27 protein-coding genes and 1 tRNA gene are annotated in these 25,736 nt (G+C 54.2%); 8 read left to right on the forward strand and 20 right to left on the reverse strand.

Features of this window, described 5'->3' with window-relative positions:
- Positions 1 to 1,590, forward strand: coding sequence for a microcin C ABC transporter ATP-binding protein YejF (gene yejF, locus GPJ68_RS16560; RefSeq protein WP_047500955.1), 1,590 nt, complete (start codon positions 1 to 3; stop codon positions 1,588 to 1,590).
- Positions 1,591 to 1,593: 3 nt separating this feature from the next.
- On the opposite strand, the gene GPJ68_RS16565 is transcribed toward yejF, so the two are convergent.
- From GPJ68_RS16565 to rsuA, 3 genes are all read right to left on the reverse strand, one after another.
- Positions 1,594 to 1,938, reverse strand: coding sequence for a YejG family protein (locus GPJ68_RS16565; protein WP_104651223.1), 345 nt, complete (start codon positions 1,936 to 1,938; stop codon positions 1,594 to 1,596).
- A 333-nt stretch (positions 1,939 to 2,271) separates the two neighbouring features.
- A complete protein-coding gene (locus tag GPJ68_RS16570) occupies positions 2,272 to 3,462 on the reverse strand; it encodes a Bcr/CflA family multidrug efflux MFS transporter (RefSeq protein WP_016157000.1) in 1,191 nt (396 codons plus the stop codon).
- Between the two features lie 15 nt (positions 3,463 to 3,477).
- Positions 3,478 to 4,185 carry a 16S rRNA pseudouridine(516) synthase RsuA gene (rsuA, locus tag GPJ68_RS16575; RefSeq protein WP_104651222.1) on the reverse strand — a complete coding sequence of 236 codons (708 nt, stop codon included), beginning with the start codon at positions 4,183 to 4,185 and terminating at the stop codon, positions 3,478 to 3,480.
- Between the two features lie 150 nt (positions 4,186 to 4,335).
- Here rsuA and GPJ68_RS16580 point away from each other — a divergent pair, with 150 nt between their 5' ends.
- Together GPJ68_RS16580 and rplY are read left to right on the forward strand one after the other, a co-directional pair.
- The gene (locus tag GPJ68_RS16580) at positions 4,336 to 6,096 is read left to right on the forward strand and encodes a DEAD/DEAH box helicase (protein WP_019077249.1); all 1,761 of its coding nucleotides are present in this window, start codon (positions 4,336 to 4,338) and stop codon (positions 6,094 to 6,096) included.
- A gap of 124 nt (positions 6,097 to 6,220) precedes the next feature.
- Entirely contained in the window at positions 6,221 to 6,505 is a 285-nt protein-coding gene (gene rplY / locus GPJ68_RS16585) for a 50S ribosomal protein L25 (RefSeq protein ID WP_016153758.1), read from the forward strand.
- Positions 6,506 to 6,625: 120 nt separating this feature from the next.
- Here the strand turns inward: rplY and yejK are convergent, their stop codons facing one another.
- Entirely contained in the window at positions 6,626 to 7,633 is a 1,008-nt protein-coding gene (gene yejK / locus GPJ68_RS16590; RefSeq protein WP_104651221.1) for a nucleoid-associated protein YejK, read from the reverse strand.
- A 134-nt stretch (positions 7,634 to 7,767) separates the two neighbouring features.
- Between yejK and GPJ68_RS16595 the strand changes: the two genes are divergently transcribed.
- The 4 genes from GPJ68_RS16595 (at position 7,768) to narP (ending at position 10,793) form a co-directional block, all read left to right on the forward strand.
- Complete coding sequence (locus GPJ68_RS16595) at positions 7,768 to 7,995, forward strand: YejL family protein (protein WP_003027506.1); 228 nt, start codon at positions 7,768 to 7,770, stop codon at positions 7,993 to 7,995.
- 31 nt (positions 7,996 to 8,026) lie between these two features.
- Positions 8,027 to 9,787 carry an LPS biosynthesis-modulating metalloenzyme YejM gene (gene yejM / locus GPJ68_RS16600; protein WP_065554077.1) on the forward strand — a complete coding sequence of 587 codons (1,761 nt, stop codon included), beginning with the start codon at positions 8,027 to 8,029 and terminating at the stop codon, positions 9,785 to 9,787.
- A 74-nt stretch (positions 9,788 to 9,861) separates the two neighbouring features.
- Positions 9,862 to 9,938: transfer RNA gene (locus GPJ68_RS16605), tRNA-Pro, on the forward strand.
- Positions 9,939 to 10,145: 207 nt separating this feature from the next.
- On the forward strand, positions 10,146 to 10,793 hold the full coding sequence (gene narP, locus GPJ68_RS16610; RefSeq protein WP_016153764.1) for a nitrate/nitrite response regulator protein NarP: 648 nt from the start codon (positions 10,146 to 10,148) through the stop codon (positions 10,791 to 10,793).
- A 59-nt stretch (positions 10,794 to 10,852) separates the two neighbouring features.
- On the opposite strand, the gene GPJ68_RS16615 is transcribed toward narP, so the two are convergent.
- From GPJ68_RS16615 to napF, 15 genes are all read right to left on the reverse strand, one after another.
- Positions 10,853 to 11,902: a cytochrome c-type biogenesis protein CcmH gene (locus tag GPJ68_RS16615; RefSeq protein ID WP_047359193.1), complete on the reverse strand. Its 1,050-nt coding sequence runs from the start codon at positions 11,900 to 11,902 to the stop codon at positions 10,853 to 10,855.
- On the reverse strand, positions 11,899 to 12,456 hold the full coding sequence (gene dsbE, locus GPJ68_RS16620; RefSeq protein ID WP_003834613.1) for a thiol:disulfide interchange protein DsbE: 558 nt from the start codon (positions 12,454 to 12,456) through the stop codon (positions 11,899 to 11,901). Before dsbE ends, GPJ68_RS16615 begins: the two co-directional genes overlap by 4 nt.
- Positions 12,453 to 14,408 (reverse strand): heme lyase CcmF/NrfE family subunit, encoded by a 1,956-nt coding sequence (locus tag GPJ68_RS16625; protein WP_047359194.1) that lies wholly within the window; start codon positions 14,406 to 14,408, stop codon positions 12,453 to 12,455. The genes dsbE and GPJ68_RS16625 overlap by 4 nt, the downstream gene beginning before the upstream one ends.
- Positions 14,405 to 14,884, reverse strand: a complete 480-nt coding sequence (ccmE, locus tag GPJ68_RS16630; RefSeq protein ID WP_016153767.1) for a cytochrome c maturation protein CcmE — start codon at positions 14,882 to 14,884, stop codon at positions 14,405 to 14,407. Before ccmE ends, GPJ68_RS16625 begins: the two co-directional genes overlap by 4 nt.
- Positions 14,881 to 15,093, reverse strand: a complete 213-nt coding sequence (ccmD, locus tag GPJ68_RS16635; protein ID WP_016153768.1) for a heme exporter protein CcmD — start codon at positions 15,091 to 15,093, stop codon at positions 14,881 to 14,883. Before ccmD ends, ccmE begins: the two co-directional genes overlap by 4 nt.
- The gene (locus tag GPJ68_RS16640; protein ID WP_016153769.1) at positions 15,090 to 15,827 is read right to left on the reverse strand and encodes a heme ABC transporter permease; all 738 of its coding nucleotides are present in this window, start codon (positions 15,825 to 15,827) and stop codon (positions 15,090 to 15,092) included. Before GPJ68_RS16640 ends, ccmD begins: the two co-directional genes overlap by 4 nt.
- A gap of 76 nt (positions 15,828 to 15,903) precedes the next feature.
- Positions 15,904 to 16,563, reverse strand: coding sequence for a heme exporter protein CcmB (ccmB, locus tag GPJ68_RS16645; protein ID WP_003027542.1), 660 nt, complete (start codon positions 16,561 to 16,563; stop codon positions 15,904 to 15,906).
- The gene (gene ccmA / locus GPJ68_RS16650; protein ID WP_016153771.1) at positions 16,560 to 17,180 is read right to left on the reverse strand and encodes a cytochrome c biogenesis heme-transporting ATPase CcmA; all 621 of its coding nucleotides are present in this window, start codon (positions 17,178 to 17,180) and stop codon (positions 16,560 to 16,562) included. Before ccmA ends, ccmB begins: the two co-directional genes overlap by 4 nt.
- A gap of 20 nt (positions 17,181 to 17,200) precedes the next feature.
- Complete coding sequence (gene napC / locus GPJ68_RS16655; protein WP_003027548.1) at positions 17,201 to 17,803, reverse strand: cytochrome c-type protein NapC; 603 nt, start codon at positions 17,801 to 17,803, stop codon at positions 17,201 to 17,203.
- A gap of 9 nt (positions 17,804 to 17,812) precedes the next feature.
- A complete protein-coding gene (gene napB, locus GPJ68_RS16660) occupies positions 17,813 to 18,262 on the reverse strand; it encodes a nitrate reductase cytochrome c-type subunit (protein WP_016153772.1) in 450 nt (149 codons plus the stop codon).
- Positions 18,259 to 19,122, reverse strand: coding sequence for a quinol dehydrogenase ferredoxin subunit NapH (napH, locus tag GPJ68_RS16665; protein ID WP_016153773.1), 864 nt, complete (start codon positions 19,120 to 19,122; stop codon positions 18,259 to 18,261). The genes napB and napH overlap by 4 nt, the downstream gene beginning before the upstream one ends.
- Positions 19,109 to 19,804, reverse strand: coding sequence for a ferredoxin-type protein NapG (napG, locus tag GPJ68_RS16670; RefSeq protein ID WP_016153774.1), 696 nt, complete (start codon positions 19,802 to 19,804; stop codon positions 19,109 to 19,111). Before napG ends, napH begins: the two co-directional genes overlap by 14 nt.
- A 6-nt stretch (positions 19,805 to 19,810) precedes the next feature.
- Positions 19,811 to 22,297: a nitrate reductase catalytic subunit NapA gene (gene napA, locus GPJ68_RS16675; protein ID WP_180836876.1), complete on the reverse strand. Its 2,487-nt coding sequence runs from the start codon at positions 22,295 to 22,297 to the stop codon at positions 19,811 to 19,813.
- Positions 22,294 to 22,557, reverse strand: coding sequence for a chaperone NapD (gene napD / locus GPJ68_RS16680; RefSeq protein WP_016153776.1), 264 nt, complete (start codon positions 22,555 to 22,557; stop codon positions 22,294 to 22,296). The genes napA and napD overlap by 4 nt, the downstream gene beginning before the upstream one ends.
- Entirely contained in the window at positions 22,547 to 23,038 is a 492-nt protein-coding gene (gene napF, locus GPJ68_RS16685) for a ferredoxin-type protein NapF (RefSeq protein WP_016157008.1), read from the reverse strand. Before napF ends, napD begins: the two co-directional genes overlap by 11 nt.
- Before the next feature lie 413 nt (positions 23,039 to 23,451).
- Between napF and eco the strand changes: the two genes are divergently transcribed.
- Positions 23,452 to 23,949, forward strand: a complete 498-nt coding sequence (gene eco / locus GPJ68_RS16690; RefSeq protein WP_029139607.1) for a serine protease inhibitor ecotin — start codon at positions 23,452 to 23,454, stop codon at positions 23,947 to 23,949.
- A 47-nt stretch (positions 23,950 to 23,996) separates the two neighbouring features.
- On the opposite strand, the gene mqo is transcribed toward eco, so the two are convergent.
- The gene (gene mqo, locus GPJ68_RS16695) at positions 23,997 to 25,658 is read right to left on the reverse strand and encodes a malate dehydrogenase (quinone) (RefSeq protein WP_016153779.1); all 1,662 of its coding nucleotides are present in this window, start codon (positions 25,656 to 25,658) and stop codon (positions 23,997 to 23,999) included.
- Positions 25,659 to 25,736: the final 78 nt, after the last annotated feature.

Raw genomic sequence — 25,736 nt, forward strand, 5'->3', positions numbered from 1 at the left:
ATGACACAACCGCTGTTAGCTATTGAAAATTTATCGGTAGGTTTTCGCCAACAGGAGACCGTGCGCACCGTGGTCAATACCCTCTCACTGAGGGTTGAAGCCGGGCAAACTCTGGCGCTGGTGGGCGAGTCCGGTTCGGGTAAAAGCGTGACCGCACTTTCTATTCTACGGTTATTACCGACCCCTCCCGCAGTCTACCTTTCCGGCGACATCCGTTTTCATGGCGAATCATTGCTTCATGCCGATGAGCAGACGCTTCGCGGCGTTCGCGGGAATAAAATCGCCATGATTTTCCAGGAACCAATGGTGTCGCTAAACCCGCTTCACAACCTGGAAAAACAGCTGTATGAAGTGCTGTCGCTGCATCGGGGAATGCGTCGGGAGGCCGCGCGGGCAGAAATACTGACCTGTCTGGATCGGGTCGGCATCCGTCAGGCGGCCAAACGTCTCGCAGACTATCCGCACCAGCTATCCGGCGGTGAACGCCAGCGCGTGATGATCGCCATGGCGCTACTTACGCGACCGGAGCTGCTTATTGCCGATGAACCGACCACCGCGCTGGATGTCTCCGTACAGGCGCAAATCCTGCAGTTGCTGCGGGAGCTACAGCGCGAGCTGAACATGGGATTACTGTTTATTACCCACAACCTCAGCATTGTGAAAAAACTGGCCGATACCGTTGCGGTGATGCAAAACGGCCAGTGCGTTGAGCAAAATCGAGCAGCACAGCTGCTCACTGCGCCAACGCATCCCTACACGCAGAAATTGTTAAACAGCGAACCTTCCGGCGATCCGGTGCCTGTACCTGCCGGGCAAGCGCCATTGCTGGAAGTGGAAAAACTCTGCGTTGCCTTCCCCATCCGTAAAGGTATCCTGAAGCGCGTGGTGGACCATAACGTTGTGGTTAACAACGTCAGTTTTTCCCTCCGGCCCGGTGAAACGCTGGGGCTGGTCGGGGAGTCAGGATCGGGGAAAAGCACTACCGGGCTGGCGTTACTGAGGTTAATCACCTCACAGGGAAGCATTGTGTTCGATGGCCTCGCGCTGCATACCTTAAATCGCCGCCAGCTGTTACCGGTACGTCACCGCATTCAGGTCGTGTTTCAGGATCCCAACTCCTCGCTGAACCCGCGCCTGAGCGTGCTACAGATTATTGAGGAGGGACTGCGCGTTCATCAGCCAACCCTGTCAGCCGAGCAGCGCGAAGCGCAGGTGAAAGCGGTAATGGCGGAAGTGGGACTGGATAGCGAAACGCGGCATCGTTACCCGGCGGAGTTTTCCGGCGGTCAACGTCAACGTATAGCCATTGCCAGAGCCTTGATTCTCAAGCCTTCCCTGATCATTCTGGATGAACCAACATCGTCGCTCGACAGAACCGTACAGGCGCAAATCCTGACGTTGTTAAAGTCTTTACAGGAAAAGCATCGCCTGGCTTATATCTTTATCAGCCATGATTTGCACGTAGTACGCGCGTTATGCCATCAGGTTATTGTGCTAAGGCAGGGAGAGGTCGTGGAGCAAGGACAATGCGAGCACGTATTTAACGCGCCACAGCAGGCATATACGCGTCAGCTGCTCGCGCTAAGCTGACGCTCAAAACGGATTGTTATTTGAAAACGGCTCTGCGATGGCCACGCCGAAATTTTTCAGTCTGCAGGTCGCGGCAAATTCATCCTGACGATTCACAAACAGGCACGGCTCTCCTTCGCATTCCAACACGGAACAAGGTACCTCAATGTCGCTGAGGGCCAGGCTGAGTTTATGCATGACTGACCACGCGCTGTCACCATCAGGGCTAAGCAATTTGAGCGCCACCAGGCTGTTCTCATTGCTCTGACCGTTTTGCGGAATCGGTTCAACCTTTGAACCTGCGAAACCCACCGACCAACGATAGCACTGTGGCAGACGATGAACGATTGAGAGTTGTAATGTCATCACTTTCTTTCCCTGGAAGTACAATCACTTCACAATTATTTTACATCAATATTAACACATCATTGACAATACGTCTTTAAACAGTTCGTAAACGTTTACACCCTGACTTTATGCTGCTTTCCGAACCAAATATTTAAATTTATTCAACGGTTCTGGCATATTTCCGCGCTATATGTACTCGTTTCTGCGATCTAACTCAACCTTTTTAACTACAATGATGTGACTTTTTACATAAATTGATTTTACATAAAATAAACATAAGCGGGGAAATTGATAGATTTTCGGTTGATGTACATCAACTCTGGAGGCCCTATCGCCCCCAGGTTGTGTAATAGATCACCGTTTTTTGGCGCGGCTGGCGTAGAGATAGAAGAGAATTGAGCAGGTAGCGCAAAACGCTATCGACCAGATCATCGGCCAGGCCGAGTTAAAGGTCGCCAGTGACAGCAGCGCCCCAACGATGGCGCCAATGCCAAAACGGAACGTCCCTGCCAGCGATGACGCCGTTCCCGCCATATGCGGAAATTCATCCAGAATGACCGCCATGGCGTTGGATGACACCATCGACACGCAGCCAACAAACGCCGCAACGCCCACCACCAGCGCCCAGAAACCAACCCCGAACAGCGCGCTAAAGACCATCCAGCCCGCCATCACGAACTGGATCCACAGGCCAGCACGGAACATATTCAACGCCCCAACCCGACGAACAAAGCGGCTGTTGATGATGGTCATCACGAACAGGAAAACAATGTTCAGCGCGAAGTAATAGCCGAAATGCTGCGGTGAAACGTGGTTGATCTCAATGTAAACAAAAGGTCCGGCGCTCAGGAACGAGAACATCCCGGCAAAACTAAACCCACTGGCCAGCATATAGCTCAGTACACGCTTGTGGCGAAACAGCGAGGCAAAGTTGCCGAGAGTAGTACGCAAGCGAAACGGCTGGCGGCGCTCAACCGGCAAGGTCTCTTTGATCAGCGTAAAGATCATCACCGACGCCAGAATAGCCGCCACGGCGAGGATCCAAAAGATGTAGTGCCAGCTCAGCCATACCAATACCCAGCCGCCCACGATGGGTGCCAGTAAGGGTGCAATTGTCGTGACCAGCATGACAAAGGACATCATGCGCGAAAACTCTTCCTTCGGATAGATATCGCGCATCAGGGCGTTGATAACCACGCTCGCCGCAGCCGCAGCCAGACCATGGAAGAAACGCATCACGATCAGTTGATCGATAGTTTGTGCCAGCGCACAGGCAACTGCCGCCGCCGCAAACACCAGCGTCCCGCCCAGAATCACCGGCTTGCGCCCAATGCTGTCAGCCATTGGACCATAGAGTAACTGCCCCACCGCGAACCCAAGAATATAGGTACTGAGGGTCATCTGCGCGCTACCTGCAGGCACACCAAACTGTTCAGAGATAACAGGTAGTGCCGGAAGATACATATCAATCGACAACGGCATCAGCATGGCTAACAAGCCAAGGATAAAGACAATGGCAATTGACGAGTTCTGCCGGGTGGTCACATTTAGCTCCTGAAATTAACGCGGGGTTAAGTTAACGCTGGCGATTTCTTCTTCGGTCAATGGACGGTATTCACCCGGCTCCAGATCCTCATCAAGCTTGATGTTACCAATCCGTTCACGGTGCAGTTCCACAACGTGGTTACCGACGGCGGCAAACATACGTTTAACCTGATGATAGCGCCCTTCGCTGATGGTCAATCGCACCTGAGTTGGCGTAATAACCTCCAGCACGGCCGGTTTGGTCAGGTCTTTCTCATTATGCAGTTGTACGCCATGGGCAAACTGTTCAGCGGTATCATCTGCCACCGGCGACTCCAGCGTCACCAGATAGGTTTTCTCACAATGGTGACGTGGCGAAGTGATGCGATGCGACCACTGTCCGTCATCGGTCATCAGCACCAGTCCGGTGGTGTCGATATCCAGACGCCCTGCCGCATGCAGTTTGTAGGCAACCGGCTCATCAAGGAAATAGAGCACTGTCGGGTGATCCGGGTCATCCGTTGAGCAAACATAACCCTGAGGTTTATTCAGCATAAAATAGCGCGGGCCATTTTGTTGAATCAGGGAATTACCGTCATATTCTACGTCGTGTTCTGGCAGCAGCTTAAAGGCACTGTTTTTGACGATTTCACCGTCGACAGTAACGCGGTTAGCACGGATCTCACGCCCGGCAATAGCGCGGCTGACGCCGAGTTGCTGAGCGATAAATTTATCAAGTCGCATGAGTGTGATTTTTGCCTGTAAAAAACAAGAAGCGGGATTGCGCCCGAAAAGTGGGACGATTATCCGCCCAGTATAGCGGCGTTACACCATCCCTCAAGGGAAATGATTCATGGCATACTATACATTGTTGCTGCTTACCTTAATGAGCCCATGATTTTTACTCTTCGCCCGTACCAAAAAGAAGCCGTGGATGCCACGCTCAACCATTTCCGCCACCATCGCACGCCAGCGGTTATCGTCCTGCCAACCGGTGCGGGAAAAAGCCTGGTGATTGCTGAACTGGCCCGCGTGGCGCGTGGTCGCGTGCTGATACTGGCGCACGTTAAAGAACTGGTCGCGCAAAACCATGCCAAATATCGCGCGCTGGGGCTGGAAGCCGATATTTTTGCCGCAGGTCTGAAGCGTAAAGAGAGCCACGGGAAAGTGGTATTTGGCAGCGTACAGTCGGTGGCGCGTAATCTTGACGCCTTTCAGGGAGAATTCTCGCTGCTTATCGTCGATGAATGTCACCGTATTGGTGATGATGACGAGAGTCAATATCAGCAAATCCTCACTCACCTGACCAAAGTAAATCCCCACTTACGCCTGCTCGGGCTTACTGCCACTCCTTTTCGTTTGGGCAAAGGCTGGATTTATCACTTTCATTATCACGGTATGGTGCGCGGCGATGAAAAAGCGCTGTTTCGTGACTGCATTTATGAATTACCGTTGCGTTACATGATTAAACACGGCTACCTGACGCCGCCAGAACGCCTCGACATGCCGGTAGTGCAGTATGACTTCAGCCGCCTGCAGGCGCAGAGTAACGGCCTGTTTAGCGAAACAGATCTGAATCAGGAACTGAAAAAGCAGCAGCGAATAACGCCGCATATCATCAGCCAGATTGTCGAGTTTGCCCAGACGCGCAAAGGGGTGATGATTTTCGCCGCCACAGTGGAGCACGCCAAAGAAATTCTGGGCCTGCTGCCTGCTGACGATGCCGCGCTAATCACCGGAGACACGCCTGGCGCTGAGCGTGATGTGCTGATTGAAAAGTTCAAAGCCCAGCGCTTTCGCTATCTGGTGAATGTGTCGGTCCTGACCACTGGCTTCGATGCCCCGCACGTCGACCTTATCGCCATTCTGCGCCCGACGGAGTCAGTTAGCCTTTACCAACAAATTGTTGGTCGCGGCCTGCGCCTGGCACCGGGTAAAACCGACTGTCTGATCCTCGATTATGCCGGTAACCCGCACGATCTTTACGCGCCGGAAGTGGGTGCGCCGAAAGGGAAAAGCGATAACGTTCCGGTGCAGGTGTTCTGTCCCGCCTGCGGGTTTGCAAACACCTTCTGGGGCAAAACAACGGCAGACGGCACGCTGATTGAACACTTTGGCCGCCGCTGTCAGGGGTGGTTTGAAGATGATGACGGCCATCGCGAACAGTGCGATTTTCGTTTTCGTTTTAAAAACTGCCCACAATGCAACGCGGAAAATGATATCGCCGCCCGCCGTTGCCGGGAGTGCGACACGGTGCTGGTTGACCCGGATGACATGCTGAAAGCCGCGCTCAGGCTCAAAGATGCGCTGGTCCTGCGCTGTAGCGGCATGGTGTTACAAAACGGCCAGGATGAAAAAGGCGAATGGCTAAAAATCACCTATTACGATGAAGATGGTGCCGACGTTAGCGAACGCTTTCGCCTGCATACTCCCGCGCAGCGTACGGCTTTCGAGCAACTGTTTATTCGCCCGCACACCCGAACGCCCGGCATTCCCTTACGCTGGATAACCGCCGCCGATATCCTCGCCCAGCAGGCGCTGTTACGTCATCCTGATTTCGTGGTGGCGCGCATGAAAGGTCAGTACTGGCAGGTCCGTGAAAAGGTCTTCGATTATGAAGGACGCTATCGTCGGGCACATGAATTACGCGGTTAATCGTACTTTTGATTGATGTACCAGCCGTTTAAGTATAGAATCTCGCCCGCTTTTGCATACGCAAAGCAGATCACTTACCTGTTGCTGGGTCGCCTGTAGCAGGAATTATAAAAGAGAGATTTAAATGTTTACTATCAACGCTGAAGTACGTAAAGAGCAGGGTAAGGGTGCGAGCCGCCGCCTGCGTGCCGCTAACAAGTTCCCGGCAATCATCTATGGTGGCGCAGAAGCCCCGGTTGCTATCGAACTGGATCACGATGCAGTTATGAACATGCAAGCTAAAGCTGAATTCTACAGCGAAGTTCTGACCATCGTTGTTGACGGTAAAGAAGTGAAAGTTAAAGCTCAGGCTGTACAGCGTCACCCGTTCAAGCCGAAGCTGGCACACATCGACTTCGTTCGCGCGTAATCGCCTACAAGTTGAAGAAAAACCCCGCCTCGGCGGGGTTTTTTTATGGGATTTTGTTGGCGGTAAAGATGAATCACGCAAGCCGGATAAGGCGTTAACGCCCCCATCCGGCAAACGGCTTTATTTCCCGCCCGAGGTACGACGCTGTAGCTGATCGCGCAGGTTCGGCGGCGTACCTTTGATGGTCAAAGTATCTGTGGCTGGATCCCAGAAAATACGCTCACCCAGTAACATGGCGTCGAAGTTGATGGTTAACCCGCCGCCGCTTCCGGCAAATTTGGTTAACTGGCGCAGCGTGCTGCGATCTGCCGGGAAGCTCTCTTCCAGTTCGTAGCCTTTATCAGCGGTAAATTCGCTGAAGCTGACTTCACTGACGCCGGAAAGCTCTTTGGACAGCGACTCCAACTCGATCTCTTCACCGGCCTGTAGTTGCTCGTTGCAGTAGCTGTACACCTGCTGACGCACGTTCTGGCGTTCTGCTTTATCGAGTTGCGCCTCGGCGGTAAAGTCATCGACCGCCTGCAACAGGCCGCGGTTTTGCGCTTTGGCGTTAAGCCCCTCGCTGGCGCCCAGGAAGTCCATAAAGAAATCGGCGACTTTGCGCCCTACCCGCCCTTTCAGGAACGTCAGATAGCGCGTGGACTCCGGGTTGGTTTCCCACTCGGTTAAATCAATACGCGCCACGATATCCGCATGATTGATATCCAGATAGTGCGTCGGGTTGATATCCAGATTTTCATTGACGCGCATACTGCTTAAATTGTTCAGCACGGCGACCAGCAGATACTCTACCGCCAGATAGCGGTAATGGCAGAACAGGACAATGCCGCCATCAGCAAAAGGATATTTCGCCAGTTCGTCTCGCAAGCGCCCAGTCGCTGCACGACTAAAGGCCAGAAAATCCTCTTCGCCCTGACGCTGTAAACGCAGCGTTTGCGCCAGTTCACTCTCTGCGCTAAACAGGCCATAAGCTTTATTCTTGGCGCTGTATACCCGATGCAACTCAGCCATCATATCGACAACGGTCGCTGTCGATTCCAGTAATGAATCGCGCAAGACCAGCTCAAGGTTCTGCTCGTCACGTTTGATAAGCTGGTGCAGGGCAATCTGGTTGATATCCAGACTCATGATAAACTCTCCTTTTAGACCGGGCGGTATTCAACCACCTGCCGGGCAGTGACGCAATAGAAGATAAAAAAGCAGAAAAAAAACTGTCTGTACGGTAATATGTTGCCCTTTCATGAACAGACTGATTTCGATTTATGCCACAAATTTCCCGCTATAGTGACGAACACGTTGAACAACTGCTGAATGAGATGCTCAACGTACTGGAAAAACATAAGGCGCCGACCGACCTTTCCCTGATGGTACTGGGAAATATGGTGACTAACCTTATCAATACAAGCATCGCACCGGCCCAGCGCCAGGCGATTGCCAACTCTTTTGCCCGCGCATTGCAGTCTTCGGTAAACGACGACCAAGCGCATTAAGAGCCTGCTCCGGGGAAACGAACAACAGTTTATGGTAACTCATCGTCAACGCTACCGTGAGAAAGTCTCCCAGATGGTTAGCTGGGGGCACTGGTTTGCCTTGTTCAACATTCTGTTGGCCATGGTGCTCGGTAGCCGTTACCTGTTTGTCGCCGACTGGCCGACAACCCTTGCAGGTCGTGTTTATTCCTACCTGAGCGTTGTCGGGCATTTTAGCTTTCTGGTGTTCGCCACCTATCTGCTGATCCTGTTTCCCCTGACGTTTATCGTCATGTCCCAGAGGCTGATGCGATTCTTATCAGCTATTCTGGCGACGGCTGGCATGACGCTGTTGCTAATCGACAGCGAAGTTTTTACCCGCTTCCACCTGCATCTCAATCCGATCGTCTGGGAACTGGTCATCAACCCAGACCAGAATGAAGCGGCGCGTGACTGGCAACTGATGTTTATCAGCGTACCGGTTATTCTGTTAATTGAAATGCTGTTTGCAACCTGGAGCTGGCAAAAGCTGCGCAGCCTGACGCGTCGTCGCCATTTTGCCAAACCGTTAGCAGCATTCTTCTTCGTTTCCTTTATCGCCTCGCACGTGGTGTATATCTGGGCGGATGCCAATTTCTATCGCCCGATTACCATGCAGCGTGCGAATCTGCCGCTCTCCTACCCGATGACGGCACGTAAATTCCTGGAAAAACATGGTCTGCTGGATGCGCAAGAGTATCAGCGACGCCTGATCGAACAGGGCAATCCGGAAGCGGTTTCCGTGCAGTACCCGCTCAGCGAACTGCGCTATCGCGATATGGGCACCGGTCAGAACGTGCTGCTGATTACCGTCGACGGTCTGAACTACTCACGCTTTGAAAAACAGATGCCTGCGCTGGCTGAATTCGCCGGGCAGAATATCTCGTTTACGCGTCACATGAGCTCAGGCAACACCACGGATAACGGGATCTTTGGCCTGTTCTATGGTGTCTCGCCAAGCTACATGGACGGCATTTTGTCGACCCGTACGCCTGCGGCGCTGATTACTGCACTGAACCAGCAGGGTTACCAGTTAGGGCTATTCTCCTCGGATGGCTTTACCAGCCCGCTGTATCGCCAGGCGCTGCTGTCAGACTTCTCCATGCCAAGCGTACAAACGCAATCTGACGAACAAACCGCAAGCCAGTGGATTAACTGGCTGGGACGCTACGCGCAGGAAGATAACCGCTGGTTCTCGTGGGTCTCCTTTAACGGGACGAACCTTGATAACAGCAACCAGAAGAACTTTGCCAAACGCTATGCCAGCGCCGCTCAGGATGTGGATGCCAATATTAACCGTGTTCTTAGTGCCCTGCGCGACTCCGGTAAACTGAACAACACGGTGGTGATTATTACCGCAGGTCGGGGCGTGCCGCTGACTCAGGAAGAGAACAATTTTGCCTGGTCACGTGGCCATCTGCAGGTTCCACTGGTTATTCACTGGCCGGGAACGCCTGCCCAACGCATCAATAGCCTGACCGATCATACAGACCTGATGACTACGCTCATGCAGCGCCTGCTGCACGTCAGCACGCCTGCTAACGAATACTCGCAGGGGCAGGATCTGTTCAATGCAAACCGCCGCCATTACTGGGTTACCGCCGCCGACGGCAGCACGATGGCCGTTACCACGCCAGAGATGACGCTGGTGCTGAACAACAACGGTAATTATCAGACCTATGATTTACGCGGCGAAAAAATAAAAGATCAGAAACCGCAGCTAAGCCTGCTGCTACAGGTTCTGACGGATGAGAAACGATTTATTGCTAACTGATTAATTATAAATCACTTAGCGATGCTTCCCCTTGCATTCGCAGCGGAAAGCAGTAGTATTAGCAGCCATAGCGTCGGCACGTAGCGCAGCCTGGTAGCGCACCGTCATGGGGTGTCGGGGGTCGGAGGTTCAAATCCTCTCGTGCCGACCAAAAATCCCAGAAAAACCAACCTTCATGGTTGGTTTTTTTATGCCCGCGATTCCACGTTCCTTATTATTACCCCGGCCTTTAGCACAGGTTTTACTACTTACCCATGCACAAATTGGGGTAAAATTTACCCTCTCATCAGCGCGATGAAACTAGACGAGTGATGCGCTGAAAACAATAATGATACTAATAAAAACTCAGGAGAATAGTATGCCTGAAGCAACGCCTTTTCGGGTGCTGATTGTCGACGACCACCCACTAATGCGGCGAGGAATTAGTCAATTATTGCAACTGGATCCCGCATTTAACGTAGTCGCGGAAGCAGGTGACGGTGCCAGCGCTATCGATCTGGCTAACCGTCTGGACCTGGATGTGATCCTGCTGGATCTCAATATGAAAGGCATGAGCGGACTGGACACCCTGAACGCGCTGCGCCGGGATGGCGTCACCGCGCAAATTATTATTCTTACCGTCTCGGATGCAGCCAGCGATGTGTACGCCTTAATTGATGCCGGCGCGGATGGTTATTTACTCAAAGACAGCGATCCTGAAGTCTTGCTGGAGGCCATTCGCAGCGGCGCCAAAGGCGGTAAAGCTTTTAGCACACGCGTCAGCGAATATCTGCGCGAACGCGATCTGTTCGGCGCACAAGAAGATCCCTTCAGCATTCTCACCGAACGTGAACTGGATGTATTGCATGAACTGGCTCAGGGGCTGTCGAACAAACAGATTGCGTCAGTGCTGAATATTTCCGAACAGACCGTGAAAGTGCATATTCGCAACCTGCTGCGCAAACTCAATGTGCGCTCTCGCGTTGCTGCCACTATCCTGTTTTTACAAACGCGTGGAATGCAGTAATCCATGAAGAGGCCGGATAGCCCCGATATGCGAAGCGCTATCGGGGCTATTCTGGATACTTATTTCTCCTGCGGCGTTAGCTGCTCCATCGCCTGCTTAATGCTCCGTTCTATTACCGCCCGACGGGTATCGTTGGCAGGTAATAGTTTCAGCATCATCTCCCACGCCGCAACCGCCTCGCCAAAGCGCTGCTGTTCAAAGGCGTTGAAAGCGTACATGCTGAGAACCCGCACGTTGGCATGTTCGCCACGCACCAGTTGGCGTAACAGCTCCCCTCCCCGACGGTTATCATCAGGATCGGAAGAACGGGTCAGCGCCTCCGCATAGCCCAGCGCCGCATCGCTGTTTTTAGGATCCAGTCGATAGGCATTGGCATAGGCTTCAGTGGCCGTACTGGCGTTACCGAGAACCATGCCAATGCGTCCAAGCATGATCCAGCCTTCAACATTTGCGGGATCGGCTTGTAAACGTGTGCGCAGCCCCAGCGCCAGACGCGCCATATCTTCTTCATTGAGCGGTTCCGCTTTCGGATCCAACGCCCGCTCCAGCAACGCCGGAGCCTGAGCAGTGGCCTGCTGCCAGACCTGAACCTGCTTATAGCTGCCGGTTTGGTAATAGCTTACTGCGCCAACCACCAGCGCCACCACGATACCAGGTACAAACAACCCGAATCCACCGCGCTTGCCATTCGGAATAACATCGTCAGGAAACTCTTCCTGTTTCACCCGAACGCGTCGGCGAGTACGGGCGAAAATAATCCAGCCCCCCAGACCAATCGCTACCACCGGCATCACCCACAGCAGCACGGTGAGCGGCGTTAACGGCGGATCGTAAGTGACGAAGTTGCCGTAGCGCGCCACCATGTAATCGACAATTTCTTTCTGGCTTTTTCCTTCCTGCATCAGTTCGTACACTTTCTGACGCAGGTCGGTGGCAATCATCGAGTTAGAATCGGCAATGCTGTTGTTCTGGCATTTAGGACAACGCAGTTGTTCAGTAAGCTGGCGGAACTGCTGCTCCTGCGCTTCGTCCTTAAACTGCATCACGTCGATAGTCGCAAGCGCGGATCCCGAGATAACCAGCATTAGCAGGCCCAGTAAAAATCTCATTGCGCAGCCTCCTTACTGTACTTGTCCCATAACGGTTTGATCTCGCTCTCCCACACCCGGGCGTTCAGATCGCCGGCATGGCGATAGCGAATAATGCCTTTGCCGTCGATCAGGAACGTCTCAGGAGCACCGTACACGCCAAGATCCAGACCGAGCATACCGTCGCCGTCAAACAGACTTAATGAGTAAGGATTACCCAGCTCTTTCAGCCAGACAATGGCTTTCTGACGATCATCTTTATAGTTCAGACCCACTACCCGCACGCCTTGCGCAGACAGCTGATTCAGATACTGATGCTCGGCGCGACAGGTTGGGCACCAGGTCGCCCAGACGTTCAGCAATACCGGTTTGCCCTGCGTCAGCACATCGGCCTGATAGTGCTGACCCGGATTTTCCAGTGACTCCAGGCGGAATGTCGGAACAGGTTTGCCGATCAGCGCCGATTCCAGATTAGTGGGATCGTCCCCCTGAGCGTTACGCGCGAGCTGCCACAACAGCGCCGCCGCAATGATGAGAAAAATAATAAACGGAATTAACAGTGCGTTGCGCTTCATACAGCCTCCGACGCATTTTTTTGCACCGCGGCGCGAGGACGCGTCCGCTGGCGATAGCGTGGATCAAACAGGCAGAACAACCCGCCCAGCGCCATCAGCAATCCTCCGGCCCAAATCCAGCGAATAAACGGTTTGTAGTACAGGCGTACAGCCCATGCGCCATTATCCAGTTCTTCACCCAGCGCAGCGTACAGATCGCGCGTGAATCCGCCGTCAATTGCCGCTTCGGTCATCATCGAACTGGTGCTGTTATAGAAGCGTTTTTCCGCATGCAGCGTAGCTTCTGGCTTACCATCTCGGGTAACGCCAATAATGGCAACGCCACCCCGGTAGTTTGGCCCGGTAATATCTTTCACTTCGCGGAAAGTGAACTGATAGTTATGGATACTAACGCTATCACCCGCTTTCATGCGCACATCGCGTTCAACGCTGTAGTTCTGGCTAAAGGCAATACCAACAATGGTAATCGCCAGCCCGACGTGACCCGATACCATGCCCCAGTAGCTTGGCGTCAGCTTTGTCCCACGGGAAATACGCAGGAACGCTTCGGACATCGCCAGTACGAATATCCAGCATGCCATCGCCAGCCCCACCACTGTCATGGCGGCAATGCGATCCTCAAGCAGCCACGGCAGCAGCAGCGACAGAACAAGGGTGGTGACAAACGCGATAAGCAATAACGTTTTCAGTTTACGCGGTCGGTCACGGCCCCAGCGCACTAATGGCCCAATCCCCAACAACAGTGCGAACGGCGCCATCAGCCAGGTGAACATGGTGTTGAAAAACGGCTCGCCAATCGAAATGCTGCCCAGCCCCAGCTGTTTGTGCACCAGCGGCAGCAGCGTGCCCAGTAGCACCACCAGCATGGCGGCAATCAGCAGGACGTTATTCCCCAGCAGCAGTGATTCACGCGACCACAGCGCGTTGTTTACCCGTGAGCGAACCTTGTGACCGCGCACCGCAAACAGCAGCAGGGAGCCGCCAATTACCAGCACCATAAAGGCCAGAATAAACATCCCGCGCGACGGATCGGAGGCGAAAGCATGCACCGACACCAGTACGCCGGAGCGCACCAGGAAAGTACCTAACAGACAAAGTGAGAATGCGCAGATTGACAGCAACAGCGTCCAGGCTTTAAAGCTGGCGCGCTGTTCGGTTACCGACAACGAGTGCATCAGCGCCGTTCCCACCAGCCATGGCATAAACGAGGCGTTTTCAACCGGATCCCAGAACCACCAGCCGCCCCAGCCCAGCTCGTAATAGGCCCAGGCCGAACCGAGCACAATGCCCAGCGTCAGAAACACCCACGCCGCCAGCGTCCACGGACGCGAAAAACGGGCGAATGTGCTGTCCAGTCGACCGCTCATCAGCGCAGCAATCGCAAACGCAAAGGCAACCGAGAAGCCGACATACCCCATGTACAGCAGCGGCGGATGGAAAATCAGCCCCGGATCCTGCAACAGCGGGTTCAGGTCACGTCCTTCAATCGGGAAGTTCGGCAACGTGCGGGCAAACGGGTTGGAGGTAAACAGAATAAATAGCAGGAAACCGACGCTGACCATTCCCATGACCGCCAGCACGCGGGCGACGATATCCAGCGGCATGCGCTGGCTGAACGCCGCAACGGCGAACGTCCAGCCGCTCATCAGCAACACCCACAGCAGCAACGAGCCTTCATGCGCCCCCCACGTCGCCGCCACCCGATACCAGACCGGAAGCTGGGTGTTGGAGTTGCTGGCGACGTAGGTCACGGTAAAGTCATTAACCACGAAGGCGTTGACCAGAATCAGGAACGCCCCCATCACACAGATAAACAGTACCCAGGCAAAGGGACGCGCGGAGACCATCATCCGCACGTCGCCGCGCGCTACGCCCCACAGCGGATAGACCGACAGCAGTAATGCAACGCCAAGCGCAAGGCACAACAGCGCATTGCCAATTTCAGGCATCATGACGTTTTATCCTTATAAACACTTTCCGGGCGACGGTGGTTTTCCTGCATCGCTTTTTCGACTTCCGGCGGGGTGTAATTTTCATCATGTTTAGCAAGCACTTCTTTGGCCTGCACATGATTTCCCCCGTCCAGTTCGCCCTGAACGACGACGCCCTGCCCTTCGCGGAACAGATCCGGCAGAATGCCTTCATAGGTGACATCCACCACACCTTCGGCATCATAGATGCTGAAATTCACCTTCAGCGACTGCGGATCGCGCTTTACGCTGCCAGGCATAACCATACCGCCCACGCGCAGGCGCTGGCCGACTTCAGGCATTTGCTGCGTTTCGCGCTTACCGTAGAGTATCTCTCCCGGCGTATAGAACAGATCGATATTGGAACGCAGCGCGTAGAGCACCAGCGAAATGGTCAAAGCCAGACCTGCCAGGACCGCGCAGGCTATCCATAACCGATTTTTACGTCGAATATTCACGCCGCCTCCCGTTGCACTTGCGCCGCGCGCATGCGCGCTTCTCTCGCCCGCTGCTGCGCGACACCGCGTAAGATTGCACGATGCTGTAACGCAGAATGCAGCACCAGCGCCACCAGCGGGACAATGCTCATCGCCACAGCCAGCCAGACATACAAGGCGTAACCGCCCATCGCGAAAAAATCACTCCATGATGCAAATGCAGGGGTCATTGGCGGCCTCTTTTTAAGATCAGTTCGCTCACCCACGGGCGGCGTTTTTCCATCATCAAAATCAGGTTACGCATGCGCATCAGCGCCAGCGTGACAAACAGTAACAGGTAGCCGACGATCGCCAGACGCAGCGGCGCGCGCATTGCCGGATCGATACTCTGCTGCATACGGGTCGACCCCTGATGCAGCGTATTCCACCACTCGACCGAGTAGTGAATAATCGGTAAGTTGACCACGCCAATCAGCACCAGAATGCCGGCAGCGCGACCAGCCAGACGGCGGTCGTCAAAGGCATGCCACAGCGCAATGGCGCCGACGTAGAGAAACAGCAATACCAGTTCAGAGGTGAGTCGGGCATCCCAGACCCACCAGGTGCCCCACATCGGTTTGCCCCATGCAGAGCCCGTCACCAGCGCAATAAAGGTAAACACGGCACCAATGGGCGCCATCGCGGCCAGCGCCAGATTGGCCATTTTCATCTGCCAGACCAGGCCAATAAACGCGGCAACGGCCATCGATGCATAAATACCCATCGACCAGATTGCTGCCGGAACGTGCAGATAAATAATGCGATAGCTCTGCCCCTGCTGATAATCCGCAGGCGCGAAGCCAAAGCCCCAGATCAATCCGGTTATCAGTACCACCGCGCTGGCAATCGCCAGCCACGGGATAAACCAGCCGCAGATCTGATAGAGCCGAGGAGGCATCGCCAATTGATGAAGTGTTTTCCACATAGTTCAGTCACCAGACTCCGTAAATTAATATCCATTGTGCCGGAGCACCTTGCCCGGCCTGCATATCTCAACTGCGCTACTGCACGCTTATCCGTAACGCCGCAGCTGTGGCAAACGGGCTTAGCGTGGCGCTGCCGACCAGCAACGCGCCCAGAATCGCCATGTACCCTTCAACCGGTAAGTGCATGGAAGCCGCATCCATCGCCGCGGTCGCAAAAATCAGTAAGGGTATGGTGAGCGGGAGTACCAGTACGCTTAACAGCACGCCGCCGCGCTTTAAGCCCACCGTCAACCCCACGCCCGGCGCGCCGAGGAAGCCCAGCGTAGGCGTCCCGAGTAACAAGGTCAGCGCCATAATTTTCCAGCCGTACATATCCATACCCAGCAGCAACGCCACCAGCGGCGAGAGGATCAGCAGCGGCAGGCCGGTCACGACCCAGTGCGCCATCACTTTCGCCAGCACCACTGCCGGCAGCGGCAGCGGCAGCAGCATCAGTTGCTCAAGGCTGCCGTCCTGCAGATCATCACGAAACAGGCGCTCCAGCGCCAGCAACGACGCCAGCAGCGCCGCAACCCAGATGATGCCCGGTGCAATACGCGCCAGCAGTTGCGGCTCCGGCCCAATGCTCAGCGGGAACAGCGTAATAACAATCAGGAAGAACCATAAAGGATTGGCGATTTCCGCACTATGACGAAACGCAACTCGTAGTTCTAAACGGAAGATTCGCCACATCATTGCGTTGCCCTCTCGCTGGTCAGCGCAATACGTCGCACTTTATCGGTCTCGACATTGAGCGGTTGGTGGGTGGTGAGAATAACAATACCGCCCTGCTCCGTATGCTGCGCCATACGCTGAGTCAGTCGCTCAACGCCGTTCACATCAATGGCGGTAAAGGGTTCGTCGAGGATCCACAGCCGGGCGCGAGTCAGCCACAAACGGGCCAGCGCCACGCGCCTCTGTTGTCCGGCGGAGAGTTGATTCACCGGGATATCTTCATATCCGGCAAGCCCCGCCTGCGCCAGCGCAGCCAGACACTGTGCGACGTCGCCGTCATGGTGAAAGAAACGCAGGTTTTCCAACGCCGAAAGCCGGGTTTTTATCCCCGGCTGATGTCCGATCCACAGCAGTTGTTGATGGTAGCTGTCCCGCACGTGATGCAGCGGTTGCTCTTGCCAGCAAACCTCCCCTGCGTCGGGACGCGCCAGCCCGGTAAGTAACCGCAGCAAAGTGGTTTTCCCTGCGCCGTTGCTGCCGGTAATTTGTACCCATTCCCCTGCGTTGACGCGAAATGACAAATCGCTGAACAGTATTCTGTCATCCCGCTCGCAAAGTAATTCTCTGGCTTCAAGCATACCTGGTTATCTACATCCTGTTAAAATCCCGGTTTGACTTCGCGCATATCAGGCAGTTTGTGCGCTATCCCTTTATGACAGTCAATACAGGTTTGCCCGTCTTTCACGGCCTGGTCGTGCATTTTGGCCGCAACGCCTTTCTGGGCGGTTAAATCCATAAACTCGAAGTTGTGACAGTTTCGACACTCTTGCGAATTGTTATCTTTCATACGCCGCCACTCATTTTGCGCCATCGTTAAACGATGGTCTTCAAATTTCTGCGGTGTATCTATCAGCCCCAGTGCTTTCGCGTACAGCTCTTTACTGGCCTTGATCTTACGAATCATTTTCGGCCCCCACTCATGTGGGACGTGGCAATCAGGGCAAGTCGCTCGCACACCACTACGGTTGTTGTAGTGTACGGTTTCCATGTATTCCTGGTACACCGTATTGCGCATTTCGTGACAGCTAATGCAGAACTCTTCTGTATTGGCCTTTTCCATACCGGTATTAAAGCCGCCCCAGAAAATAATGCCGCCCACAAAGCCGATTAACAACAGCGTGCCGAGCGCCAGACGGCTGGGGCGACGCCACCATTGCCAGACGCGCTTAATCCAGCCTGGTTTACGGTTAGAATTTTCCATAATGACCTCTTATTTCCCGTAACCTTTCGAGGGGGTGAAGGTATTTTCAACAATTGGCGCGGCGTCAGCCTGCGGAACGTGACATTGCAGGCAGAAATAACGACGCGGCGCGACTTCAGCCAATACCTTACCGTCGCTGTCCATAAAGTGCGTCGGACTGATACGTGGCGCACCGGTGGTGCGATAGCTTTCCACACCGTGACATTGCAGGCAGCGGTTAGTGTTAGTCGTCACCTGATACCCTTCAACGCTGTGCGGAACCATCGGCGGCTGATTCACATAGTTCAGCGGCATACGCACTTGCTCTTTCGGCATGCGAATCGCCCCTTCTTGTGTCCCTGAGACTTCCGGTGACTGACTCAGATCCACTCCGTTTGCAGCCCAAACGGCCCCACTGACTACCAGGGCCAGCGCAGCCGTCCATTGACTCAGCGCTTTAATCAGGTCATGGCTTTTCATGATTTCGCTCCCGAACTCCATCGTGTTGTTATTGTAAAAACATCCTCAGAACAGACATCCACACAGCGACCGCAGGCCATGCAATCGCGGCTGGTTACCTGCACCGGACTTTGCTCATCCAGCACCGGCGCACGTAGCACATGCGGTTCCGGGCAAACATGAAAACAATCCATACAGCGGTTACATCTGTTACGTTCTTTTGCCGAAACGGTTAATGCACCTTTACTCCCCACCACGCTATACAGCGCACCCAGTGGGCAAAGATGCCCGCACCAGCCATGCTCAACGACCAGTAGATCAAATAAAAACAGCGCGAGGATCAGCAGCGCCCCGCTGCCAAATCCCATGACCAGGCTCCGTCCGAGCAGAGAGACTGGGTTTATCCACTCCCACAGCAGCGTACCGGTCACGGCGGAACCGACCAGGATAACCACCAGCAGGACGTACCGTATATGGCGCGGCAGGGTTGCAGACTGATTCAGGTCAAACCTTCTGCGCAACCAGCTGGCTAAATCGGTGACAGGGTTCATGGGACAAACCCAACTGCAAAACAGTCGCTTACCCGCCAGGGCATACAGCACCGTGATGATGACCGCCCCCGTTAACGCAACCGTCGCCGGCAGGTGTCCGCTGGCCAGGCTTTGCAGGGTAATCAGCGGATCGGTGAACGGGATGGAGTCCAGCAACAGGCTGCTACTGTAATTGCCATGCAGGATCCAGACGCCAAGCCACGGGCCGCTAAGGAACATCGCCAGTATCAGAAACTGGCTCAGACGACGCAGCACCAGCCAGCGATGACTCTTCCACCATCCTTTTTTTGCCTGCGCTTCACGCCCGGCGTCACGTTTACGATTTGCCATTGTTCCCCTCCAGCCAACCGAAGCGGTAATGGTGTCCTAACTCCCCTTTCGCCAGCGACAGGGGCAGCACTTTTATTGCTGGCTGCTCCAGGACGCACACTTTTTCGCATTTCCCGCAGCCGGTACAGGCGTCGCTGTGTACGGTCGGAATAAACCGCGCATGCTTGCCGGTACGCATGTTGCGGTCCAGCTCCAGGGTGATAGCCTCATCGATTTTCGGGCATTCGCGATAGCAAACGTCGCAGCGTAATCCCTGATAGTTGAGGCAGTTTTCGTGATCCAGCAGTACCGCCAGCCCCATGCGTGAATCGTCAATAGATTCAATGTCCCTGTCCAACGCACCGCTGGGGCAAACTTTGGCGCACGGAATGTCTTCACACATTTCGCAGGGAATATCACGCGCGACAAAATACGGCGTACCAGCAGCCAGCCCTGAGGCAAGCGTCGCCAGCTTCAGCGTGTCATACGGGCAGGCCTGAACGCACTGACCACAGCGCACGCAGGCACTGGCGAATGCCTCCTCGCTCAGTGCGCCTGGCGGGCGTAGCCGCACGCCGGTTGCACGTGCGGTTTGCTGTTGCAACCCCAGCGCCACGCCAACGACGGCCAGTCCGCCCGCTGCGCGAACCATATCGCGCAGAAAGCGGCGGCGGCCATTTTGGGGTTTTGCTGACCGGGACATAACGCGTTACACCTTCGCCAGTTTCACAGCGCACTTCTTGAAATCCGTCTCTTTGGAGAGCGGATCCGTCGCATCCAGCGTCAGGTTGTTCACCAGCTGTGCGGCGTCGAAGAACGGCATGTAGACCAGCCCCTGCGGTGGACGGTTACGCCCGCGCGTTTCAACTATCGAGATAACTTCACCACGACGGGAAACCACTTTGACTTTGTCGCCACGGCGCAGATCGCGTGCTTTTGCATCCAGCGGATGGATAAACAGCACAGCTTCCGGGAAAGCACGGTGCAGCTCAGGTACGCGACGCGTCATGCTGCCGGTATGCCAGTGCTCCAGCACACGTCCGGTAGACAGCCACAGGTCGTACTCTTTATCCGGCGCTTCTGCGGCAGGTTCAAATGGCAGCGCGAAGATGACCGCTTTGCCGTCCGGCTTACCGTAGAACTTGTAGCTTTCGCCCGCTTTCACGTAAGGGTCGTTGCCTTCGCTGTAGCGCCACTGGGTCTCTTTGCCCCCAACGACCGGCCAGCGTAAACCGCGCGCTTTGTGGTAATCGTCAAATGGCGCAAGGTCATGCCCGTGACCGCGACCAAACCAGGCGTACTCTTCGAACAGTCCTTTTTGCAGATAGAAGCCCAGCTCGCGGGATTCATCGTTCAGCTGATCTTCAGCCAGTTCAGCCACCGGGAATTTCGTCACTGCAGGCGTGGCAAACAGTACGTCATACAGCGTTTTTCCGCGCAGTTCCGGTTTCTGTGCCAACAGCGCTTCCGGCCACACTTCTTCTGTTTTGAAGCGACGAGAGAACTGCACCAGTTGCCACAGATCCGATTTCGATTCACCCGGCGCTTTAATCTGCTGACGCCAGAACTGTGTACGGCGTTCCGCGTTACCGTAAGCACCTTCTTTCTCTACCCACATCGCGGTCGGCAGGATCAGGTCGGCCGACAGAGCGCTGACCGTCGGGTACGGATCGGAGACGATGATGAAGTTGCGCGGATCGCGCCAGCCCGGCATACGCTCTTCGTTGATGTTCGGACCGGCCTGCATGTTGTTGGTACACATCGCCCAGTAGACATTGAGCTTGCCATCTTTCAGCGCACGGTCTTGTGCCACGGCATGCAGACCGATTTTTGCCGGAATGGTCCCCGCCGGAATATTCCAGTGCTTCTCGCAGATATCGCGGTGTTTTTCGTTCGTAACCACCATGTCCGCAGGCAGACGGTGGGAGAACGTACCGACTTCACGCGCGGTACCGCAGGCGGAAGGCTGACCGGTCAAAGAGAACGGACCGCAGCCTGGCTGGGAGATTTTACCGGTCAACAGGTGCAGGTTATAGACCAGGTTGTTGGCCCACACGCCGCGGGTATGCTGGTTGAAGCCCATCGTCCAGTAGGAGATGACTTTTTTCTTCGGATCGGCATACAGCTGCGCCAGCTGTTCCAGCTGATCTTTCGGTACGCCGGTCATTTCGGCGGTTTTATCCAGCGTGTACTCGGCAACAAAGGCTTTGTAGTCTTCAAAGCTCATCGGCTCAGAGGCATCGGATCCCGGGTTTTTCGCCGCTTTTTCCAGCGGATGGGTTGGACGCAGGCCGTAGCCAATGTCCGTCACACCTTTACGCAGATTAACGTGCTTGCTAAAGAAATCCTGGTTGATCGCATTGTTTTGAATGATGTAGTTAGCGATGTAGTTGAGGATCACCAGATCGGTTTGCGGCGTGAAGACCATGCCGTTATCCGCCAGCTCAAAGCTGCGGTGCTGGAAGGTGGAGAGCACCGCGACATTAACATTGGGATCGGACAGACGACGGTTGGTGATGCGCGACCACAGGATCGGGTGCATCTCCGCCATATTCGCGCCCCACAGGACGAAAGCATCTGCATGCTCGATATCGTCATAGCAGCCCATCGGTTCATCCATACCGAAGGTACGCATAAAGCCGACTACCGCTGACGCCATGCAGTGACGCGCGTTCGGGTCGATGTTATTCGAACGGAAACCCGCCTTAAACAATTTGGCAGCGGCATAACCTTCCCAAATCGTCCACTGACCCGAGCCGAACATACCGATAGACTCCGGGCCTTTCTCTTTCAGGGACGTTTTGAATTTCTCTTCCATCACGTCAAAGGCCTGATCCCAGCTAATCGGGGTGAACTCGCCTTCTTTGTGATACTTACCGTCCTTCATGCGCAGCATCGGCTGCGTTAAACGGTCTTTTCCGTACATGATTTTCGGCAGGAAGTAACCTTTGATGCAGTTAAGCCCACGGTTAACCGGCGCATCCGGATCGCCCTGGCATGCCACAACACGCCCTTGCTGCGTCCCGACCAATACGCCACAGCCCGTCCCGCAAAAACGGCACGGGGCTTTGTCCCATTTGATAGCTTCTTGCTGACCGACTACCGCACGGGCTACGCCCGGCACGCTTAACCCGGCAGCCGCCGCAGCGGCCGCAACGGCGTTAGCTTTCATAAAGCTACGACGACTGAGTTTCATGGTGTTTCCTCACCTTGCTCATCCTGCTGGTGATAAACCAGCGACACCGCCAGCACGCCCGCAACGTTGCGCACTGACTCAATAGTTTTCATTAACGTTTCGCTGTGCTCAGCTTCCACCACCACGATCAGTTGACCGCTTTCCACATCGCTGAGTGCAACTTCGCAACCTGGGAACGAACGCAACTGCGTGGCGATATCATTGATATGCTGACTTTTGGCCTGAACGACCAGGCTGCAGACCTGCCAGTTATTGTCCATGGTTGTACTCCGCGTTAATGGCTGATACCGGGCAGATAGCGACACATGCGCCACATCCGTTACAGTCCTGATTGTCGAGCTGCGGCTGATAAATGCCGGACAGCGTGGGACGAAAGGTTATGGCCATGGGCTCACAGCTATCCTGACAGCGATGACATTCAACGGACTGATGTGCGAGACAGTTTTCCCCAATCGTAAAATTCAGATCCCATGCCCTGGTGTGGCGCGGAAGAAAAAGGGATTCAGAACAGGCCTCTGCGCAGGCATAGCAAAAGCTACACTCGCCGTGTTTGAAATTTACGCTCGGGTAACCGCCCTGGCCTCGCTGCAGGATGTCGGTTTCACACGCCTGGATGCAGGCGTCACAACGAAGGCAATGGGCCAGAAAGTGAGAGTCTTCCTTGCTCCAGGGCGGACGGATCCCTGAGTTGGCGTTTCGCCAACTGCCTGTCAACATGCCTCGACGGGATAAATCAACCATGACATTGTCCTTCCATAATGACGCCCTCCCCTGGTGGGTTGAACGACATAAAAAACTGCACTATTTATGAGTAGTTATTTTTAGTCGTAAGATATTTCAGGATGTGTTAGAGGTGCATACCCCAATCGGGGTAAATGCTGTTGCCGGATCAAAGGAGTGTTGAGTTGGCGGGAAAAAATGCGCTTTTGCTCACATTTCAATGAGTTATATAAAACCGTATATAACGAACAACTCAAAAAGAGAATGATCTTATAATTAAGATTATTCTTAGAATATATCGCTACCCTGAAAGCAGACATCTACCAAATACACTTAAAATATAAGTAAATACAGATTAATCGATTATGTAAATATGTTAACCTGCCCCAGACTCGTTCATAAGACAGAAGAAAGGAAACACTGTGAACAATAAGATGAAAACAATTGTCCCTGCCGTACTTTTCGCCGCCTTTGCCAGCGCCTCTGCATGGGCTGCCAGTAACGATGCCGGCGCTCAGCCGCTGGAAAAAGTCGCCCCTTATCCTAAGGCGGAAAAGGGTATGAAGCGCCAGGTTATCCAGCTTACTCCTGAGAAAGATGAATCTACTCTGAAAGTAGAACTGCTGATCGGACAAACGCTGGAAGTTGACTGCAACCAACACCGCCTGGGCGGAGAACTGGACAGCAAAACGCTGGAAGGTTGGGGATATGACTACTATGTCTTCGACAAAGTGACGTCTCCGGTTTCAACCATGATGGCCTGCCCGGACGGTAAGAAAGAGAAGAAATTTATTACCGCGTATCTGGGTGATGACGGCATGCTGCGCTACAACAGCAAGTTACCGATTGTGGTCTATACGCCGGAGAACGTGGAAGTGAAATACCGTATCTGGAAAGCGGAAGAGAAGATTCAGGACGCAGTCGCACGATAAGTGAGAATGTGCCGGAGGGCGGCGTACCGCCTTATCCGGCATTTTATTTACAGTGCGATATCCGCTACAGCTTTCTGCTCAGGCTGCGGTTGCGCCTGAGGTTTCAGCTGAGGTTTCGGCGCTTCATCAGCAGCCTGCGGCTTGTCATATTTCAGCCCCAGAACATCACTGGTGTATTGCAGCTCTTGTTCCGTAGCTTCAACGTTACCGTTCAGCTTGGTACCATAAGACGGAATAATGGTTTTCAGTTTCGCCTGCCATTCAGGGCTGGCCACTTTATCTTTAAACACTTTTTCCATCAGATGCAGCATAATCGGCGCCGCGGTTGATGCACCCGGAGAAGCGCCCAGCAGCGCGGCAATTGTGCCCTCTTTATCGCTGACGACTTCGGTACCCAGACGCAGCACACCGCCCTTCTCCGCATCACTTTTAATGATCTGCACACGCTGGCCCGCCTGCCATAAACGCCAGTCTTCTTTTTTCGCCTGCGGATAGTACTCTTGCAGCGCGGCAAAACGGTCGTCATCGCTGAGCATCACCTGGCTTACCAGATATTTCACCAGATCGAAGTTATCCAGACCCACGTTGACCATCGGCATAAAGTTCGAGGTGGTGGTCGAGCTGAGCAGATCCCACAATGAACCGTTTTTCAGGAACTTGGTGGAGAATGTCGCGAATGGCCCAAACAGTACAACGCGTTTGCCATCAAGGATACGGGTATCGATGTGCGGCACGGACATCGGCGGCGCGCCAACGGAGGCCTGACCGTACACTTTCGCCAGGTGGCGATTCACCACGTCCGGATTATCCGCAACCAGGAACTGCCCGCCAACCGGGAATCCGGCATAACCTTTTGCTTCAGGAATGTCGGTTTCCTGCAACAGCTTCAGCGCAGCACCACCGGCACCGATAAAGACAAACTTCGCCTTGATATCGTGTTCCGCTTCGTTATTTTTCAGATCGGCGACCGTGACGGTCCAGCTATTGTCGGCATTGCGTTTAAAGCCACGCACTTCGGTACTCAGCTGCAGCGCAAAGTTGGGCTTTTTCTGCAACGAGGCAATCAGCTGGCGCGTGATTTCGCCGTAGTTTACGTCAGTACCAATCTCGGTACGCGTTGCCGCGACTTTCTGCTTCGGATCGCGGCCTTCCATGACCAGCGGCGCCCACTCTTTAATCTGCGCGTGATCTTCGGAATAACGCATACCACGGAATAACGTGCTCTGCTGCAGTGCGGTGTAACGGGCACGCAGGAAGTTCACGTTCTCGTCACCCCAGACAAAACTCATGTGCGGAACGGTGGTGATAAATGAGCGTGGTTCATGCATTACGCCATTATTGACCTGATAGGCCCAAAACTGGCGGGAGATCTGGAAGGCTTCGTTGATTTCGACTGCCTTTTCAATGCTGATGCTACCGTCGGCCTTTTTAGGCGTGTAGTTCAGCTCCATCAGTGCGGAGTGGCCTGTTCCGGCGTTATTCCAGCCGTTTGAGCTTTCCTGCGCTACACCATCCAGTCGCTCAACCATGGTCATTGACCATTGCGGTTCCAGCTCCTGTAAATAGGTTCCCAGCGTGGCGCTCATGATGCCGCCGCCAATCAACAGTACATCCGTTTCCTGCTCTTCCGCCGCTTTCGCTTTTGCCGCCATCGAGACAACATTCAGCCCAACGGCCATGGTGAAGAGCATGGCAGTCACTTTTTTCATAATGTTAATGCCTTACTTTTAGTATCGCTTTTTTGCTTTTAATGCAGGTGAAAATCGAGCGGCATCAACGGTAACACT

The organism is Citrobacter sp. 172116965 (assembly GCF_013458095.1).
Taxonomy (GTDB): Bacteria; Pseudomonadota; Gammaproteobacteria; order Enterobacterales; family Enterobacteriaceae; genus Citrobacter; species Citrobacter braakii.

Excerpts from the sequence above, each read along its gene's own strand:
- ccmB (WP_003027542.1), bottom strand. The coding sequence starts at position 16,563 with ATGATGTGGCGAATCTTCCGTTTAGAACTACGAGTTGCGTTTCGTCAT.
- yejK (WP_104651221.1), bottom strand. The coding sequence starts at position 7,633 with ATGAGTCTGGATATCAACCAGATTGCCCTGCACCAGCTTATCAAACGT.
- napH (WP_016153773.1), bottom strand. The coding sequence starts at position 19,122 with ATGGCAAATCGTAAACGTGACGCCGGGCGTGAAGCGCAGGCAAAAAAA.
- yejM (WP_065554077.1), top strand. The coding sequence starts at position 8,027 with ATGGTAACTCATCGTCAACGCTACCGTGAGAAAGTCTCCCAGATGGTT.
- napF (WP_016157008.1), bottom strand. The coding sequence starts at position 23,038 with ATGGTTGATTTATCCCGTCGAGGCATGTTGACAGGCAGTTGGCGAAAC.
- dsbE (WP_003834613.1), bottom strand. The coding sequence starts at position 12,456 with ATGAAGCGCAACGCACTGTTAATTCCGTTTATTATTTTTCTCATCATT.
- rsuA (WP_104651222.1), bottom strand. The coding sequence starts at position 4,185 with ATGCGACTTGATAAATTTATCGCTCAGCAACTCGGCGTCAGCCGCGCT.
- ccmD (WP_016153768.1), bottom strand. The coding sequence starts at position 15,093 with ATGACCCCTGCATTTGCATCATGGAGTGATTTTTTCGCGATGGGCGGT.
- eco (WP_029139607.1), top strand. The coding sequence starts at position 23,452 with ATGAAAACAATTGTCCCTGCCGTACTTTTCGCCGCCTTTGCCAGCGCC.
- mqo (WP_016153779.1), bottom strand. The coding sequence starts at position 25,658 with ATGAAAAAAGTGACTGCCATGCTCTTCACCATGGCCGTTGGGCTGAAT.
- napD (WP_016153776.1), bottom strand. The coding sequence starts at position 22,557 with ATGGACAATAACTGGCAGGTCTGCAGCCTGGTCGTTCAGGCCAAAAGT.
- narP (WP_016153764.1), top strand. The coding sequence starts at position 10,146 with ATGCCTGAAGCAACGCCTTTTCGGGTGCTGATTGTCGACGACCACCCA.
- GPJ68_RS16595 (WP_003027506.1), top strand. The coding sequence starts at position 7,768 with ATGCCACAAATTTCCCGCTATAGTGACGAACACGTTGAACAACTGCTG.
- GPJ68_RS16625 (WP_047359194.1), bottom strand. The coding sequence starts at position 14,408 with ATGATGCCTGAAATTGGCAATGCGCTGTTGTGCCTTGCGCTTGGCGTT.
- napB (WP_016153772.1), bottom strand. The coding sequence starts at position 18,262 with ATGAAAAGCCATGACCTGATTAAAGCGCTGAGTCAATGGACGGCTGCG.
- GPJ68_RS16640 (WP_016153769.1), bottom strand. The coding sequence starts at position 15,827 with ATGTGGAAAACACTTCATCAATTGGCGATGCCTCCTCGGCTCTATCAG.
- napC (WP_003027548.1), bottom strand. The coding sequence starts at position 17,803 with ATGGAAAATTCTAACCGTAAACCAGGCTGGATTAAGCGCGTCTGGCAA.
- napA (WP_180836876.1), bottom strand. The coding sequence starts at position 22,297 with ATGAAACTCAGTCGTCGTAGCTTTATGAAAGCTAACGCCGTTGCGGCC.
- rplY (WP_016153758.1), top strand. The coding sequence starts at position 6,221 with ATGTTTACTATCAACGCTGAAGTACGTAAAGAGCAGGGTAAGGGTGCG.
- GPJ68_RS16615 (WP_047359193.1), bottom strand. The coding sequence starts at position 11,902 with ATGAGATTTTTACTGGGCCTGCTAATGCTGGTTATCTCGGGATCCGCG.
- napG (WP_016153774.1), bottom strand. The coding sequence starts at position 19,804 with ATGTCCCGGTCAGCAAAACCCCAAAATGGCCGCCGCCGCTTTCTGCGC.
- GPJ68_RS16580 (WP_019077249.1), top strand. The coding sequence starts at position 4,336 with ATGATTTTTACTCTTCGCCCGTACCAAAAAGAAGCCGTGGATGCCACG.
- ccmA (WP_016153771.1), bottom strand. The coding sequence starts at position 17,180 with ATGCTTGAAGCCAGAGAATTACTTTGCGAGCGGGATGACAGAATACTG.
- yejF (WP_047500955.1), top strand. The coding sequence starts at position 1 with ATGACACAACCGCTGTTAGCTATTGAAAATTTATCGGTAGGTTTTCGC.